Source organism: Moraxella tarda (assembly GCF_035181405.1).
Classification (GTDB): domain Bacteria; phylum Pseudomonadota; class Gammaproteobacteria; order Pseudomonadales; family Moraxellaceae; genus Moraxella.
The window spans coordinates 91990-107229 of record NZ_JAYGGV010000005.1 but is presented as its reverse complement, the minus strand read 5'-3'; the positions used below and the strand labels follow the sequence as shown (position 1 = coordinate 107229).

Below are 15240 nucleotides of genomic sequence, written 5' to 3'. Positions count from 1 at the left end.
GCATTGCCGAGTAGCTACGTTCGGATGGGATAACCGCTGAAAGCATCTAAGCGGGAAGCCCACCTCAAGATAAGATTTCCCTAAAGGGCCGTTGTAGACGACGACGTTGATAGGTTGGGTGTGGAAGCATAGCGATATGTGTAGCTAACCAATACTAATTGCCCGTTTGGCTTGACCATACAACACCCAAGTGGTTTACTACTGTGTTTGTTTGGTAAGTGTAAAAATGATTTTATCTAAGCTTGATTAAGTAAATTAATTGGTAAAATAATAAACCAAATTAAAAACTCTTTATGTATTTAAAATAACAGACTCATAAGCGTTGTTAATCCTTTACGCTGACGACCATAGCAAGATGGAACCACCTGATCCCTTCCCGAACTCAGAAGTGAAATGTCTTAGCGCCGATGGTAGTGTGGTTCGCCCATGCGAGAGTAGGTCATCGTCAGCACCTTATTTAGCCCCCTTCAACGGTTGTTGGAGGGGGTTTTGCAATAAATCTATTTTACTAATGCATGCCTGATTAAAAAATATGTATGCCACCTAATGTATTGGGTACTTTGGGTATTTCATTGGTAGAGGTTTTTGGTTATGTGAATTTTTTTCCTTATTAAAACTGTGAATTTTTAAATTTATTATAATAATATTATCCATACTCTTGTCAGAGTATGGATAATATTATTTCAGATAAAGTTTTGCTTGAGGAAAGCGTTTATGTTACAAAAGCGATTATTAGGGGTTTTTCTTGGAGGGCTGGTGTTGTCCAATACTGCGTTTGCAGGGTTTTCTGGGATTTTGGGAAAATTAAATGATTTGGTTAGTGAAATTAATTTGTCAAGTATTGCGACAAATCAAGATAGTCAGCCGTCAAATTCAAATACTTTATCAAAAATGACAAGTGTGGATGGTGTTGGCGACGATCAATATTATGATGAACGCACAGGTTTGATGTGGTATGTGTGCCGTGTGGGTAGTGGTGAGATTGAAGAATTTGGAATTGCAGGGCGAACATGTCGGACTTATACACCAGATTTGATTGCTTTGGGTGAGGTGGATACTGAAGAATATATTGTCAATTTTATCAATGCTAAAAATTTTGGCGGCTATCGTGATTGGCGATTGCCTACAGTGCATGAAGTAGAGAGTTTGCGAGTTGCACATTGCCAAAAATGGGATGGTGTTGCTAATGGTACGGCTTTGACAGAAAAAGGTCGTGTGCAGACCTATCGCAGAGCTACTCGTTTATCACTTGATGAGAGAGGCGATCAAATACAGGTTGATGATTGTGCTACTACCAGGGTTTTAGAAGATGATAATGGTGGTGCTTTGCGATTTATATCACAAAATCAATCCGTGCCAAGTTGGCAGGTGTACATTTCTGACCCAAGATATGTTAATGATGCATTAATTAGAGTGCATGGTGGTAGTGAGAATAACCAGTATTACGCTATGGAAATTGATGAAGTAGGATCTACAACTACAGGTTCTATTTTTTCCTATGCACTCAAAGGCACGGCAAATCCAAGAGAAAATATGTACTTTTTAATTGTGCGCCAGCATACGGCACCGAAAAGTTTTTAAAATGGATAATGATGGTGCTAAAAAGCCAAGACTTGATAATCTTGGCTTTTTTGATTGGTGATCAAATGGAGAAGGATGAGCCGCAACCGCAGGTAGTAGTAGCATTAGGATTGTCCACCACAAAGCGAGAGCCTTCTAGCCCTTCAATATAATCAATGGTTGAGCCGTGTAAGTATTGATAACTTAGGCTGTCTACGACCAAAGTCGCATCGCCATTTAAAAAAGTGGCATCATCCTCTTCCACTTCTTCGGCAAAGTCAAAACCATAAGAAAAACCTGAGCAGCCACCGCCTGTTACATATACACGCAACATTAGAGCATCGTTATTTTCAGCAGCCTTGAGCTTTGCTAATTTTTTAGCAGCACCATCGGTAAGTGTCATTGTATCGTTCATTGTTGTCCTGTTGATTTATTTGATATTGCCATCATTATACCATAATTGGTGTGTTTTTTAAGTGAGGTGGCACACTGTCTGTTATAATAGAAAAATCTTGTTTTGGAATACAAATTTATCATGATTGAGTTAAAAAATGTAGCAGTGCGTCGAGATGGTCGATTATTGTTTAGTGGAGTTGATTTGCAATTACACAAGCCTCAAAAAATTGGCTTGACAGGGAATAATGGTACGGGCAAATCTACCCTATTTGCAGTTTTGCTTAATGAGCATCAGACAGATGCTGGGCAAATCGATGTGCCAAAGCATTGGCAAATCGCTCATATGGCACAAGAAGTACATGCCACCGACATGCAAGCGATGGACTATGTGTTGTCTGGTGATTCTGAATGGTATGAATTAAATGGTAAATTGCAGAATCAATCGGTATTGTTGGAGAATGAAATTGCACCAATTTATCAACGATTTGAGGAAATTGATGGTTTTCGTATACCAACCAAAGCGGCACAAATTTTGGCGGGGCTTGGTTTTGCTGAAAGTGATCATGAACGAGCGGTGTCATCGTTTTCTGGTGGTTGGAGAATGCGGTTGAATCTTGCTCGCACACTCATGCACCGTGCTGATGTATTGCTACTTGATGAGCCGACCAATCACTTAGACTTAGATGCTATTTTATGGCTTGAAGAGTGGCTTGCCAAGTTTGATGGATTGATTTTGCTCATCAGCCATGATCAAGATTTTTTAGATGCTGTGTGTGGGCATATTTTGCATATTGAGCAGGGTGAAATCACATTGTATTCAGGTAACTATAGTCAGTTTGTGCAAATTCGCAGCCAAAGATTGGCACAGCAGCAGCAGGCCTTTGAAAAACAACAGGCTACTCGTGCACATTTGGAAGATTATATCCGTCGTTTTCGTGCCAAGGCAACCAAAGCCAAGCAAGCACAAAGTCGAATTAAGCAACTGTCACGCATGGCGGAGCTGGCACCTGTAATGGCAGACTCTGCATTTAATTTTAATTTTTATCCACCAAGTCATATGGCAAGTCCGCTTATTATATTGGATAATGCCTCTATTGGTTATGAAAAACCATTGATCAATAAGGTGAATTTACAAATTACGCCTGATATTCGGCTTGGTGTGTTGGGTGCAAATGGTGCAGGAAAATCCACCTTAATAAAAGCAATTGTTGGTGATTTGCCATTAATTAGTGGTGTGTACAAAGCATCAGAAACGCTACAATTAGGTTATTTTAATCAGCATCAGATGGACTCTCTTGATGATGGTGCGACACCAATGATGTTGCTGAGGCGACTGGCGGGAATGACCTCAGATGCTGATCTGAGAAACTTTTTGGGTGGTTTTGATTTTTGCGGTGATAAGATTGATACGAAATGCCAATTGTTTTCAGGTGGTGAGCGTGCCAGATTGACGCTGGCACTTATTGTATGGCAACGCCCTAATGTGTTGGTTTTAGATGAGCCAACCAATCACTTGGATTTGCAAATGCGAAATGCACTTATGCTTGCTTTGCAAAATTTTGAAGGGGCGCTGATTTTAGTTTCGCATGATCGTAGTTTGATTACCTCGGTATGTGATTCACTTGTATTGGTGGCAAATGGGCGTGTGGAAGAATTTGTGGGAGATATGTCAGACTATGCCGAACACCTTAGACAGGTGCGTCTACAACGACAAGCGAAAGTAAATGATGATATCACCATCAAAAATATGCCAAAAGAGCCAACCAAAGAAGAAAAAAGAAAATTAGCAGCACAGAACCGTGCAAAAACTGCCCCTCTTCGCAAGGAAATCCAGAGGCTAGAAGAGCAACTTGATAAATACAGTGAGCAGCTAACCCAGATTGAAGAAATTTTATCTGACCAAGATTTATACCATGATGCTAATAAAGACAAGTTATTGGCATTGCTTGGTCAGCAAACCCAAGTTCAAAAACAGCTTGCTGATATTGAAGAAAGTCTGCTTGTGGCAATGGATGAGCTGGAAATATTAGAGCAATCCTTGGCTGACTAAAAAAATGACAAGTTCAGACAAGCCCATTGATTATTATCGTGTGCTGGGCGTATCAAAATCGGCAACTTTTCTTGAAATTAAGCGCGCTTATCGCAGACTGGCATTTTTGTATCACCCTGATAGACAAGGGGATTTGGCACAAATTTTACTCATCAACGAAGCCTATGCCACTTTAAAAGACACCAATAGGCGTGCCAAATATGATGTGATACATACGCTATACTTTGGAAGGTCGGGGGTGATTACCCAAAGGACGCTTATTCATATGCAAAGCGTGAAAATTATTAGTAAAAATCTAGAAAAATTGGACCGTCGTGCGTATCGTTTGGCGGTTTTGGCAAAAACAAAGTTGCAAAAAAACGCTGAATTTTGGTTAAAAAATACACAAGATTTTTTGGATAAATTAAACCATCGCATGATGCAATTGCCAAAAAATACCAACACATCAACACTGATTATTCATGAAAAAACTGCCAATATGGGCGGTGAGATTTACTTTTATCATAAGGGAAAAAAGGTGCGAACTATATTGCCAAAGGGGCTGAGTGATGGCATGAAGATTAGACTTGTTATGAATGATGTGTCTATTTGGTTTTTGATAAAAGTGCAATCTGAATATAAGGAGCAAAGTGAGCCTAATGAAAAATCAATCGTTTAACCCGCCTTTATGGCTAAGAAACCCACATATTCAGACAATTTTGCCTCGTTATTTGGTGAAATTTTCACCCAATTATGAGCGTAGACTCATCAAGGACTCACTTGATGAAAGCAGTGTGGCATTTGATTTTTTGCCAACTGATGATGAGTATGATGCAGATGGGCGATTTGTCAAGCCACTTGTGGTGTTGTTTCATGGCATGGAGGGGTCAAGCCAAAGTCATTATGCACGCACGCTTGCTAAAAATGTGCAAGCAGCGGGTTTTCATTTTGTGGTGGCACATTTTCGCTCTTGTGGAGGTGTGGCAGTATCTGGTAAGGTTTTTTATGATGCTGGCGATGTTGCAGAAGTGCATCATTATTTAGAATTTTTAAATAAAAAATATCAGACAATCTATGCGGTGGGTGTGTCATTGGGTGGTAATGTACTTGCCAAATACATGGGAGAATATGGTGCAGATGCCATTTGTCAAAAGGCAGTGGTGGTGTCTGCCCCTGTAGATTTGGCAAGTGCGTCAATTGCGATGGAACGATTACTGGGAAAAAATATCTATACGCCATATCTACTAAACCCAATTGTTAAAAAAGCGTTGGCAAATCAGCTGACTGATGATGAAATTCGAGCATTAAAATCTGTTAAAAAAATGGGTGATTTTGACAGTGTATTTACCGCACCCAGACAAGGATATCGTTCCAAGAATGATTATTACCGTCAAGCATCGTCTTTGCCATATTTAAAGAGTATTTGTAAGCCTACCTTAATAATTACTGCCAAAGACGACCCATTTCTTGGGGTGACGGCAGAAATTGGTGATGTCAGTCAAGATGTATGCTTACTTGATACCAAGCATGGTGGGCATATTGGTTTTGTCGGTTATGACTATAAGGTTCGTGCTTTTGATTTGGACTTTGTGCCCAAGCAGGCCTTGGCATTTTTTGGGGCAAATACTTGATGCGTATGGTCTTTTTGGTGATGCTGGTCGTTTTGTTTGAGCTGTGTTCATATGTTGTTGCTCGTGGTCTTTTTTGGCTTGTTCAGCCTTATCTGTCTATCGGGCGTACCGTGATCATATTGGCGACTATTGTCATAAGCAATCTATTTTTATTGCCATTGTTTTTTGGGCAGTTTCGTTTGGTGGTTGGGTACTTGGCAGTACTTTGGCTTGGTGTATTGGCGATGTTGATTGTCTTTACGATCAGTTTTTTGGCACAAAAATTAATGCCGTTTAGCGGGTGGTCTTTTGATGTTGGTATCAGACTTTTTGGTGTGTTGATATTTGGCGGATTGTTGGGACTGTCGGTTTATAATGCTTATTCCCCTACGGTACGCCATTTGTCCATACAAATTGATAAGCCGATGGCAAATCCTGTTCGTCTGGCGATGGTGTCCGATTTGCATTTGGGCAGTCTGTTTGGTGCAAGGCAACTGCATCAGTTGGCAGATATTTTGCGTACTGAAAAAGTTGATACTTTGCTGATACCAGGCGATATTATGGATGACAACACCAAAGCTTATGAGATGCAAAATATGAAATCAGCCTTTGGTGATGTGGTGCGTGCTACCAAGAATGGTGTGTTTGCAAGTCTTGGCAATCATGACTTGTACGATATTAAGTCTCGCCAAGCGATTGTCAATGCGGTGCGTGCCACCAAGACGGTGTTGCTTGATGATAAAGTTGGAGTATTTGAAGTGGGTGGTGTGCCACTGTCAATCATTGGGCGTTATGACGACCATGTCATAGATAGAAAAACAACCACCGAGCTTATGGCACAACTGCCCAAGGAGGCTTTAAAAAACCCTGTGATTTTACTTGATCACCGCCCAAGTCAAATTGATGATAATGTTGCATTACCGATTGATTTGCAAGTTTCAGGACATACGCATCATGGGCAGGTTTTTCCTGCCAATCTTATTGTTAAAATGCTGTACCGTGTGGCGTATGGGCATAAAAAAATTGACAGCACACACATCATTGTCTCGTCAGGTTATGGATTTTGGGGAGTGTCATTTCGTCTGGGGTCTCAATCGGAAATTTGGGTGATTGAAATGCATGGCAAACATCAAAAATAGCCAAGTTTTATGTTATTTTTATATTTAAGCCATGTATCTTAAACGATGTATGGCTTATCAACAATGTCGTGCCATGTGTTATAATAAAAATACTAACTTATGAACCAATAGGTAAAATGATGACTGAAGTTTTTAACCCTAAAGCCAATCTGGTGTTTTGTCGTAAATACAAGCAAGAGCTACCCAAAATGCCAAATCCGCCTTTCCCCAATGCCAAAGGTGAAGAGATTCAAAACACTGTTTCAAAAAAGGCGTGGGAGGCATGGATTGAATTACAAACCATGCTCATTAATGAAAAGCATCTTAGTATGGTTGATAAAAACGCCAAAAAATTCATTGCCGAGCAAAGAGAGCTATTTTTTGATAATGGCGACTACGAACGCCCTGCAGGTTATAAGCCAAAGGTGGGCGGTCAATGATTGAAGTTGCAGGAATTTTTAAGCCGATATTGACGGGCGATGACCGACCATCAGTGCTAAAAGATTGCCCAAGTGTGCATGTGCAACCTGTGGCGTGGGGAGACATGGATGTATTTAACCATCTAAATAATGTTGTGTTCTATCGTTATGCTGAGTCAGCACGCATCAGCTATCTGCGTGCCTCAGGCATGGTGGAAACTCGTACTGACATCTCAACCATCTTGGCAGCCAATAATTGTCAGTACAAACGCCCCGTAACTTATCCAGACACACTGCTGATCGGTGTGCGTGTTAAGAAGCTGGGCAATACAAGCGTGGTTTTTGAGCATATATTTTACAGTGTAGAGCAAGATACCATCGTTGCCATCGGTGAGGCGGTGATGGTGCGTGTTGATGGGGCAGGTGTTAAACAAATTTGGGGAGCAGATGAGCGAGAGGCTTTTTCTGCCTTTGAGGGTCGCCAATTATAAACTTTGGTTGATGATGGGTATTTTTTTACTTTAAGTATTTAAGCAAGAAGAAATTAATACCCAGTGAAAAAATTAAAACGCACCCAAAGCCTAAACAGCATCTAAGGCATATTGTATAAATGGTCTGTTAAACTTGACTGGGTGCGTTTTGGGTTATTTAGGCTTTTTTGATTGTAGTGCCATCAGTAATCTGGTGTGAATGTTTTCAAATCCACCATTTGACATGATGATGATCACATCGTTTGTGTGAGCATTGCTAACCAAATGGTTGATGATATCATCTGTGCTGGTTAGTACTAACTGATTTGATGAATTACCGATGGTATCAGCTAGCCCCCAAGCAAGGTCTGCTGGCTCATACCATAGCACATGGTCGGCTAGGGCGGCAGATGGTGCAAGTAGGTCTCGGTGTTTGCCAAGTTTCATGGTATTGCTTCGTGGTTCGATGACTGCCCAAATCTTACGCCCATGCAATTTTTTCTTGGCACCATCTAGTGTGGTGGCGATGGCAGTGGGGTGGTGGGCGAAGTCGTCATAGATTTGCATGCCATTGATATCACCAATGAGCTCCATTCGGCGTTTAATGCCACCAAAGTTTGATAGGGCTTTACACGCCATGGCTACATTCACACCGATATGATGAGCAGCACTGATTGCAACTAGGGCGTTATGAACATTGTGCAGACCACTCATGCCCCAGTTCACCACTCCTGTGGCATCACCAATAGTAATACCAAAAGATGAACCATCTTCTTGATGTAAGATTGCATGGTTGTTCTCATCTTTGCTTAAAGATGTGCGTACCACTGGCGTCCATATGCCCATATTTAGTAATTCTTCTAGGCTTTGGGTATTTGCTGGCATGATGATTTGTCCCGAACTGGGAATCATGCGAATCATGTGGTGGAATTGGGTTTGAATGGCTTTTAAATCTGGAAAAATATCGGCATGATCATATTCTAAATTATTTAAAATGGCGGTCGTTGGACGGTAGTGAACGAATTTTGAACGCTTGTCAAAAAATGCACTGTCATATTCGTCTGCTTCGATGACAAAATAGTCCTTGCCCAGATATGAGCTGTGGGCAAAAGCGGACTGCAATCTTTCATCGTCTGTGCCAATTTGGGGTACGCCACCGATGAGAAAACCTGTATCAATGCCAGCATATTGTAAAATCCAAGCCAGCATGGTTGTGGTTGTGGTCTTGCCATGCGTGCCTGCAACAGCCAGTACATGGCGATATTGCAGGACTTGCTCAGCCAAAAATTGTGGTCCTGATGTGTAGGGCAATCGTGCATCGAGCATGTATTCAACCGCTTCCATGCCTCGCTTACAGGCGTTGCCTACAACGACAAGGTCTGGAGCAGGTTGTAAGTGCTTTGCTTTGTAACCTTCTAAAATCTCAATGCCAGCATGTTGTAATTGAGTGCTCATTGGTGGATAGATGGCGGTGTCTGAGCCTGTTACTGTATGCCCTAATTCGCGTGCAAGTAGGGCGAGCGACCCCATAAAAGTCCCACAAATGCCTAAAATGTGAATGTGCATGATGATGTCTTAATGAATTGGATTTGATAAGTTGGGTAAATTATAGCAAAATTTGACCACAAAAGTTTTGTTATTTGTCATGGTAATAAAAAGCAAAAAGGTGCTGGCTTTTTAGGGCGTTTATTATCGGCCAACTCAGTTGTGATTTTTGATGATTTTAAAAAGCTGGATAACAAGTAGTAGCATAACCATCACAAATAAAATCAGTGTCTGCATGGGAATTGATAGACCTAAAAAAGTCCAATCAATGACGGCACATTCACCAGAGCCTTTTAAAGCCTGCTCAAAGACCTGCATGATGGGCAGAGTCTCCACCCAGTAGTTTAACCCTGGTCCACAGGCGGGGGCTTGATCGGGTGGTAGGTATTGTAACCATACATGGCGTGCGGCCACCCCAGTTCCCCACAGTGTGCCAAGCAGTGAACCTAGCCATAGTGTTAGGCGGATTGCTTTATTTTTTGGGTTAAAAATCAGCCCAAGTAATGCAAACGCCCCCATGACCCAAAGACCAATTCGCTGAAAAATACACAGTGGGCAAGGGTCAAGCCCCAAAGTGTTTTGTAGATAGCCAATGGCAAAGACGCTACCGATGACGCAGATGGCGACAAGTAGGGTGTTGATTTGGCGATAAGTCATGGCATTCTCTTTTTTTTTGGATTTTTGGTTTGCTGAGAGTGTGTCAAAGTGAGGGTGGTTTGGCACACTCACCATAGACAGCCTTGTTTTTTTAATAAGAACAAGGCTTGGTTTGTATCAACGATACGCCTGTATATAATCATAAAATGACTGAGTGTCCGCTTGTTCAATTTCAGCTTGCTTGATGATGGACTCGCTGGCAACTTTGGCAAAGTAGGCTTCATGTTCACAGCTGAGGGCGTGACTAAGTAGGTCCTCTTGATGTTTTTTGGCAAGTAGTTTGCCTAATTTCCAAGTGCTGCCCAAACGGCGACTGTCTGTCTCAATTTGAGCAGAAAGTGTAAACTCTGGATTGGTTGCCTTGCCTTGCATCATGGCAAGAGACTCTCGGTAGGCATTGCCACCATGATGATGGTCAAATGCATCAGCGATGATTTGCATATTGGTTAAATGTTTGACAATCCAATCATGCAGATACATATCGCCTGTTTCAGTTTTAATGACAACGCCTGTGCTTCTGCCGTGATTAACCACCGTGTCAATGTTGGCTTGTAGGCGTTTTTCTTCGTCTTGATAAAGAGCAGGCGAGTCAAGTAATAGGCAATAAATTGCCAAGACTTCCAAAAAGCACGCCGTTTGCATACGAATGCCGATATCGCTATATGGATCTAAGTCAATGGCACGAAACTCAACATAAGCAATGCCACGCTCTGCTAGAGCCTGTGTTGGTGTTTCACCAGACTTGGTAACCTGTTTTGGACGAATTGGGCTGTAAAATTCATTTTCGATTTGTAGAATGTGGTCGTTGATTTGAATCGGCTTGCCGTTTTCGTCATCTACACCAATATCGCTAAATGATTTAAGTGGTGTGCCAATTGCCTTGCGTAAGTTTTTGATATATTCATTCAAATCATTATATTGAATGTTTAAATCTTCTTGCACGCTATTGGTGTAACCAAGTTTGCTCATGCGTAGGCTGGTGCCGTTAGGCTGATATAGTGTGCAGCTGCTGTTTGATAGTGGGAGTAAGTTGTGATTGCGACCCTTAACAAATGATGCACACACCGCAGGGCTTGCTCCTAAAAGGTATAGTACCAGTGGTGTTAGGCGTTTAAAATTGCGAATAAGAGCAAGGTATTTGTTGTTTTTGAAAGTAATGAAATCATCGCCTGTATCGTTTTTCTCAAACCATTTGTCAAACAAATCATCGCCTACTGACAGATTGTAATGTAATCCAGCAATTGTTTGCATTTTACGACCATAACGCACCCCAAGCCCTGAACGATATAGAGTTTTTAACTTGCCAATGTTGCTTGTACCATAGTCTGCCAGTGGAATATCCTCATCATCATCTGATGTCATGCATGGCATGGATAAAGGCCACATCAGTTCATCGCCTAAAGAGCGATGTACCAATACATGAAGCTCTCGAAGCATGTCCAGTGCACCTTTGATGGATGAAAAAGGCTCTGTGATAAGTTCAAGCAGATTCTCAGAATAATCGGTTGTGATGTAGGGGTGGGTGAGTTTTGATCCAAGCATGGTGGGGTGTGGGGTTTTGGCGGCATAACCATCTGTTCGCATACGCAGCCCCTCTTTTTCAATACCTCGTTGCATGCCTGCCACCAAATCTGGTGTGAACCAATCTGGTAAATTAAAGGTGGTAATCGTCATAAGGTGTCCTAAATTGATGCTTAAATTTGCCTGATTATAGGCTGTATTCTTAGATCTGGATTTGCTAATTTTGCGTAAGGAGGTGGTAAAACCCTCCCCTAAATACAAAAACTTAGCGATCATGTACTCATTATAGACCCAAGCGTCTATAATGGCAAAGAAAATCCATCTTTTGGCATTTTTTCATGATTAAAATTTTGGTATACTAGGGTATTTATTAAATTTTTATAGGTATTAGTATGTCAAATTTGTTATCCGCCCAAGACCAACTTCCCCAAATCCTGCGTGGTGTCTCCCAAATTTTCTCCCAAGACGATTTGGTCAAAAAACTTGCCCAAAACCGCCCCCTACGCATCAAGCTGGGTATGGACCCCACCGCTGCTGATTTGCACCTAGGGCATACGGTGGTACTTAACAAACTGCGTCATTTTCAAGATTTAGGGCACGAGGTGCTGTTTTTGATAGGCGACTACACCGCTCGCATTGGCGACCCCACTGGCAAAAATGCCACCCGTCCACCCTTATCCGAAGACGATGTAAAAAAGAACGCCCAAACCTATGCCGAGCAAGTGTTTAAGATTTTGGATAAAGACAAAACCCAAATTGTGTTTAATTCCGAGTGGTTTAACAAGATGAGTGCAGGCGATATGATTGGCCTTGCAAGTCAGCTTACGGTCTCTCGTATGCTAGAACGAGACGATTTTTCCAAACGCTACAAAAGTGAAACACCGATTGCCATTCACGAGTTTTTGTACCCACTGGTGCAAGGCTATGACTCCATTGCAATGGATGCTGATGTGGAGCTTGGCGGTACTGACCAAACCTTTAACCTACTTATGGGACGCACTTTGCAGGGGCGTTATGGCAAAGAGCCACAGGTGTGTATCACAATGCCGCTACTAGAAGGGCTTGACGGTGTACAAAAAATGAGCAAATCGCTTGGCAACTATATCGGTATCACCGACCCTGCTGGGGTGATGTATCAAAAGATTTTGTCTATGCCTGACACGCTGATTGCTCGCTATTTTGAGCTACTTAGCTTTAAGCCGATGAATGAAATCAATGCTTTGCTTGATGAAATGGCAAACGGTCGCAACCCCCAAGAGATTAAAAAAGTGCTTGCCTATGAACTCATTGAACGCTTTCACGACAAAGAGTCTGCCCAAAACGCCCACAAATCGGCAGGTAATCGCTTGGCGGACGGTGAGCTACCCATTGATTTGCCAGAAGTGAGCATAAGCCTTGACGGTATGGATAAGATTTTTATCGCCCAAGTGCTAAATCAAGCAAACCTTGTCAAAAACTCTGCGGCAGCCAAAGACGCGCTAAAAAACGGCTCGGTTAAAGTGGACGGTCAAGTGGTTGGGGCGGATTTTGCTTTGACAAAGGGGCAAACGGTGGTGGTACAGTCGGGCAAAAAGGCGTTTGCTAGGCTGAGTGTGGTTTAAAAGATAAGCAATGAAACTTACCCAAATCAAGCCTATTTATGCGTTGTTGATTGGTAATTTTTTGGGGCTTTTGGTGCTTGTTATCAGCGACAACGTTTTTGTATTAAGCCAAAACCAAAGTTTTGATTTTGTCGAGTGGGTGCTGTGGGCGGTATTTGTGATTGCGGTATTGCCCACTTCTTACTGGGCTTTTAATTTTAAAAATAAACTCATTAAAGGGCTTATGGCGGTACTGTGGACGCTGTTTTGGGCGGTGCTTTGTAGTATTATAGTGCTGTTTTATCACACTTATATATTAAAAGCACCTTTGTGATAAAAAGACTGTTAAAAATAACTAAGTTTTTGAAGTCATCAAAATGCCCATTTTTACAACAAAGCAAGAATAACAATGCAACTAAAAACAGGCACTTACCGCCATTACAAAGGCAATCTTTATGAAGTTTTGCACACCGCTCGTCATTCTGAAACAAATGAATGGCTTGTTGTTTATCGTGCATTGTACGGCGATTATGGATTGTGGGTACGACCTTTGGTAATGTTTTGTGAAAATGTAGAAGTGGACGGTAAAACCGTGCCACGCTTTAGATGGGAGAGGTAATTGAAAGAGTTTGGTGTAACCGATTTGGTCGTTGGCACGGGCAAACCTGCCTGTCGTGGGGCATTGATTGTTGCTCATTATACAGGCACGCTTGATGATGGTACAATTTTTGACAGTTCGGTTTTAAAGGGCGTGCCTTTTGAATGCGTGATTGGTACAGGGCGTGTGATTAAAGGCTGGGATTTGGGCGTTTTGGGTAGTGATGCTGGGGCAAGACTGTTAGGCAAATGGGGCATAAGTTGTGATTTACCGCAATTTGAGCCAATGAAAGTCGGTGGTAAGCGCCAGCTGATTGTCCCTGCGTATTTGGCCTATGGTGAGCGGGCATTAGGTAAAATCACACCCAATAGCGATTTGACTTTTGAGATTGAGCTTTTGGAAGTCAGAACACGAGACTAGATCATTCATCTGATAAATCAAGCTGAACCAGTCCAGTAAACCAATTTGGCTCACTTTGTCGTTTTTGATGGCGTGCGTCTTGTAGTCGTCGCATTCTCTTATTGATGAGTGTAAGAATTTTGTATTTTTCATCTTCGTTTAGGGTGTGCCAGCTCTGCCGTTCTTTGCGATTTCGTAGACAGCCGATACAATAGCCTTTTTTATTTAGCGTACAGATACCGACACAAGGGCTGTCAATGGTGAATAATTCAAATTGCGACATGATGAATGGCGTGAATACAAAAAGCTACTATAACGATTTTTTGCCATTTTATCAATATCTTATCTTTATCATCAAGCAATTTTAAAAACTTAAACAAAGCTAAAACAAACAAAAACCGCTACGAAGGCGGTTTTTGTTTGTTAGTGTAATTTTGTTAATGTAAAAATGATTACCAGTGGTAACTCATGCTGATATCAGCCTGGCTCTGTTTGTCAAATTCATCACCATGTCTTTGTTTGACATCAAAGCCTGCGGTAAAGCGATCATAAGAGACATTCACACCGCCACCGATATGATGACTATTGCCAATTGACTGTCCAAAATGTTGATTGTTTACCATGACGCCCGCCTTGCTACTGACAAAACGACTGCCCACATAAATGCTTGGAGTAATCTTAAACGCTCCTGACCGTATGGTTTTTTGCACACGGACATCAGCACCAGCTTGGTTGCTATTGACTTTGTCAAGGACGATATCGGCACCATCTAGCTGATATGCTGTTCCCTGAATCCAATTATGGCGAACATAAATGCTAGGAATTACTTGAATGTCTTGACCAAACTGGTATTTTGCCGCTAGGCCAGCACTGACAATGCGACGACTATTTTTTATGGTTTCTATATCGGCACGAATATTGCCAATGCCTGCATCCACAACAATCGTTGCATTGTCATGATGATATTGAGCAAATCCACTCAATAGCGTACTATCGTGCTTGGCCTGCATATCATCAGTAAGTTTGGCAAGCGATTTGGTGTGAGTCAATGCACCGCCATAGCCAAACACACCCTCTTGATGCCTGATGCCAATTTGGTGGCTGTTAAAATCACGCTCATAAGGGCGGTATGATTCACTTTGATGACGCACGGCATGAGATTTTGAGGCGGTGTACCATATGTCATTTTGCGTAGTGCCATCGATTGGCGTGTGATGACCAACCAACATATTCTCAACCAGCGTAGTGCCCATGTCTAATACTGCGTTGGTATGCAACGATAAGTCTGACAAGGCAGCATTGGTGTAGCGACTGATGTAATCTTTTTGTTTTTTACGC

At 41.9% G+C, this 15240-nt stretch carries 17 protein-coding genes and 2 rRNA genes; 13 read left to right on the top strand and 6 right to left on the bottom strand.

The genetic code is table 11. From position 1 onward, the window contains the following. From U9670_RS07475 to U9670_RS07465, 3 genes are all read left to right on the top strand, one after another. Nucleotides 1-179: ribosomal RNA gene (locus tag U9670_RS07475) — 23S ribosomal RNA — on the top strand; the annotation flags it as partial. A gap of 158 nt (nt 180-337) precedes the next feature. Next, nucleotides 338-451 (top strand): 5S ribosomal RNA (gene rrf / locus U9670_RS07470). A 263-nt stretch (nt 452-714) separates the two neighbouring features. Continuing rightward, nucleotides 715-1581: an Lcl domain-containing protein gene (locus U9670_RS07465; protein WP_323842222.1), complete on the top strand. Its 867-nt coding sequence runs from the start codon at nt 715-717 to the stop codon at nt 1579-1581. A 61-nt stretch (nt 1582-1642) separates the two neighbouring features. Here U9670_RS07465 and erpA read toward each other — a convergent pair whose 3' ends face one another. Next, complete coding sequence (gene erpA / locus U9670_RS07460; protein WP_323842223.1) at nt 1643-1975, bottom strand: iron-sulfur cluster insertion protein ErpA; 333 nt, start codon at nt 1973-1975, stop codon at nt 1643-1645. A gap of 120 nt (nt 1976-2095) precedes the next feature. Here erpA and U9670_RS07455 point away from each other — a divergent pair, with 120 nt between their 5' ends. The 6 genes from U9670_RS07455 (at nt 2096) to U9670_RS07430 (ending at nt 7623) form a co-directional block, all read left to right on the top strand. Further along, complete coding sequence (locus U9670_RS07455; RefSeq protein WP_323842224.1) at nt 2096-4006, top strand: ABC-F family ATP-binding cassette domain-containing protein; 1911 nt, start codon at nt 2096-2098, stop codon at nt 4004-4006. A gap of 4 nt (nt 4007-4010) precedes the next feature. Next, nucleotides 4011-4664, top strand: coding sequence for a DnaJ domain-containing protein (locus U9670_RS07450; RefSeq protein WP_323842225.1), 654 nt, complete (start codon nt 4011-4013; stop codon nt 4662-4664). Next, nucleotides 4645-5616 carry a YheT family hydrolase gene (locus U9670_RS07445; protein ID WP_323842226.1) on the top strand — a complete coding sequence of 324 codons (972 nt, stop codon included), beginning with the start codon at nt 4645-4647 and terminating at the stop codon, nt 5614-5616. Before U9670_RS07450 ends, U9670_RS07445 begins: the two co-directional genes overlap by 20 nt. Further along, a complete protein-coding gene (locus U9670_RS07440) occupies nt 5616-6734 on the top strand; it encodes a metallophosphoesterase (RefSeq protein WP_323842304.1) in 1119 nt (372 codons plus the stop codon). The genes U9670_RS07445 and U9670_RS07440 overlap by 1 nt, the downstream gene beginning before the upstream one ends. 119 nt (nt 6735-6853) lie before the next feature. Beyond that, on the top strand, nt 6854-7153 hold the full coding sequence (locus U9670_RS07435; protein WP_323842227.1) for an oxidative damage protection protein: 300 nt from the start codon (nt 6854-6856) through the stop codon (nt 7151-7153). Further along, a complete protein-coding gene (locus U9670_RS07430) occupies nt 7150-7623 on the top strand; it encodes an acyl-CoA thioesterase (protein ID WP_323842228.1) in 474 nt (157 codons plus the stop codon). Before U9670_RS07435 ends, U9670_RS07430 begins: the two co-directional genes overlap by 4 nt. A 153-nt stretch (nt 7624-7776) precedes the next feature. Here the strand turns inward: U9670_RS07430 and mpl are convergent, their stop codons facing one another. From mpl to gshA, 3 genes are all read right to left on the bottom strand, one after another. Further along, a complete protein-coding gene (mpl, locus tag U9670_RS07425) occupies nt 7777-9168 on the bottom strand; it encodes a UDP-N-acetylmuramate:L-alanyl-gamma-D-glutamyl-meso-diaminopimelate ligase (protein WP_323842229.1) in 1392 nt (463 codons plus the stop codon). 135 nt (nt 9169-9303) lie between these two features. Next, on the bottom strand, nt 9304-9804 hold the full coding sequence (locus U9670_RS07420) for a disulfide bond formation protein B (RefSeq protein WP_323842230.1): 501 nt from the start codon (nt 9802-9804) through the stop codon (nt 9304-9306). Between the two features lie 117 nt (nt 9805-9921). Then, nucleotides 9922-11478, bottom strand: a complete 1557-nt coding sequence (gshA, locus tag U9670_RS07415; protein ID WP_323842231.1) for a glutamate--cysteine ligase — start codon at nt 11476-11478, stop codon at nt 9922-9924. 239 nt (nt 11479-11717) lie between these two features. On the opposite strand from gshA, the gene tyrS reads away from it, so the two are divergent. From tyrS to U9670_RS07395, 4 genes are all read left to right on the top strand, one after another. After that, complete coding sequence (gene tyrS, locus U9670_RS07410) at nt 11718-12926, top strand: tyrosine--tRNA ligase (protein WP_323842232.1); 1209 nt, start codon at nt 11718-11720, stop codon at nt 12924-12926. 10 nt (nt 12927-12936) lie between these two features. Then, nucleotides 12937-13239, top strand: coding sequence for a hypothetical protein (locus tag U9670_RS07405; protein ID WP_323842233.1), 303 nt, complete (start codon nt 12937-12939; stop codon nt 13237-13239). A 75-nt stretch (nt 13240-13314) separates the two neighbouring features. After that, the gene (locus U9670_RS07400; RefSeq protein WP_323842234.1) at nt 13315-13524 is read left to right on the top strand and encodes a DUF1653 domain-containing protein; all 210 of its coding nucleotides are present in this window, start codon (nt 13315-13317) and stop codon (nt 13522-13524) included. Beyond that, entirely contained in the window at nt 13525-13923 is a 399-nt protein-coding gene (locus U9670_RS07395) for an FKBP-type peptidyl-prolyl cis-trans isomerase (RefSeq protein WP_323842235.1), read from the top strand. A gap of 1 nt (nt 13924) precedes the next feature. On the opposite strand, the gene U9670_RS07390 is transcribed toward U9670_RS07395, so the two are convergent. Then, nucleotides 13925-14185, bottom strand: coding sequence for a DUF1289 domain-containing protein (locus U9670_RS07390; RefSeq protein ID WP_323842236.1), 261 nt, complete (start codon nt 14183-14185; stop codon nt 13925-13927). Nucleotides 14186-14354: 169 nt separating this feature from the next. Then, nucleotides 14355-15240 (bottom strand): hypothetical protein (locus U9670_RS07385; protein WP_323842237.1); only part of this gene is annotated, 886 nt, incomplete at its 5' end.

Coding starts and splice junctions, on each gene's coding strand:
- U9670_RS07465 (WP_323842222.1), top strand. CDS start 715: ATGTTACAAAAGCGATTATTAGGGGTTTTTCTTGGAGGGCTGGTGTTG.
- erpA (WP_323842223.1), bottom strand. CDS start 1,975: ATGAACGATACAATGACACTTACCGATGGTGCTGCTAAAAAATTAGCA.
- U9670_RS07455 (WP_323842224.1), top strand. CDS start 2,096: ATGATTGAGTTAAAAAATGTAGCAGTGCGTCGAGATGGTCGATTATTG.
- U9670_RS07450 (WP_323842225.1), top strand. CDS start 4,011: ATGACAAGTTCAGACAAGCCCATTGATTATTATCGTGTGCTGGGCGTA.
- U9670_RS07445 (WP_323842226.1), top strand. CDS start 4,645: ATGAAAAATCAATCGTTTAACCCGCCTTTATGGCTAAGAAACCCACAT.
- U9670_RS07440 (WP_323842304.1), top strand. CDS start 5,616: ATGCGTATGGTCTTTTTGGTGATGCTGGTCGTTTTGTTTGAGCTGTGT.
- U9670_RS07435 (WP_323842227.1), top strand. CDS start 6,854: ATGACTGAAGTTTTTAACCCTAAAGCCAATCTGGTGTTTTGTCGTAAA.
- U9670_RS07430 (WP_323842228.1), top strand. CDS start 7,150: ATGATTGAAGTTGCAGGAATTTTTAAGCCGATATTGACGGGCGATGAC.
- mpl (WP_323842229.1), bottom strand. CDS start 9,168: ATGCACATTCACATTTTAGGCATTTGTGGGACTTTTATGGGGTCGCTC.
- U9670_RS07420 (WP_323842230.1), bottom strand. CDS start 9,804: ATGACTTATCGCCAAATCAACACCCTACTTGTCGCCATCTGCGTCATC.
- gshA (WP_323842231.1), bottom strand. CDS start 11,478: ATGACGATTACCACCTTTAATTTACCAGATTGGTTCACACCAGATTTG.
- tyrS (WP_323842232.1), top strand. CDS start 11,718: ATGTCAAATTTGTTATCCGCCCAAGACCAACTTCCCCAAATCCTGCGT.
- U9670_RS07405 (WP_323842233.1), top strand. CDS start 12,937: ATGAAACTTACCCAAATCAAGCCTATTTATGCGTTGTTGATTGGTAAT.
- U9670_RS07400 (WP_323842234.1), top strand. CDS start 13,315: ATGCAACTAAAAACAGGCACTTACCGCCATTACAAAGGCAATCTTTAT.
- U9670_RS07390 (WP_323842236.1), bottom strand. CDS start 14,185: ATGTCGCAATTTGAATTATTCACCATTGACAGCCCTTGTGTCGGTATC.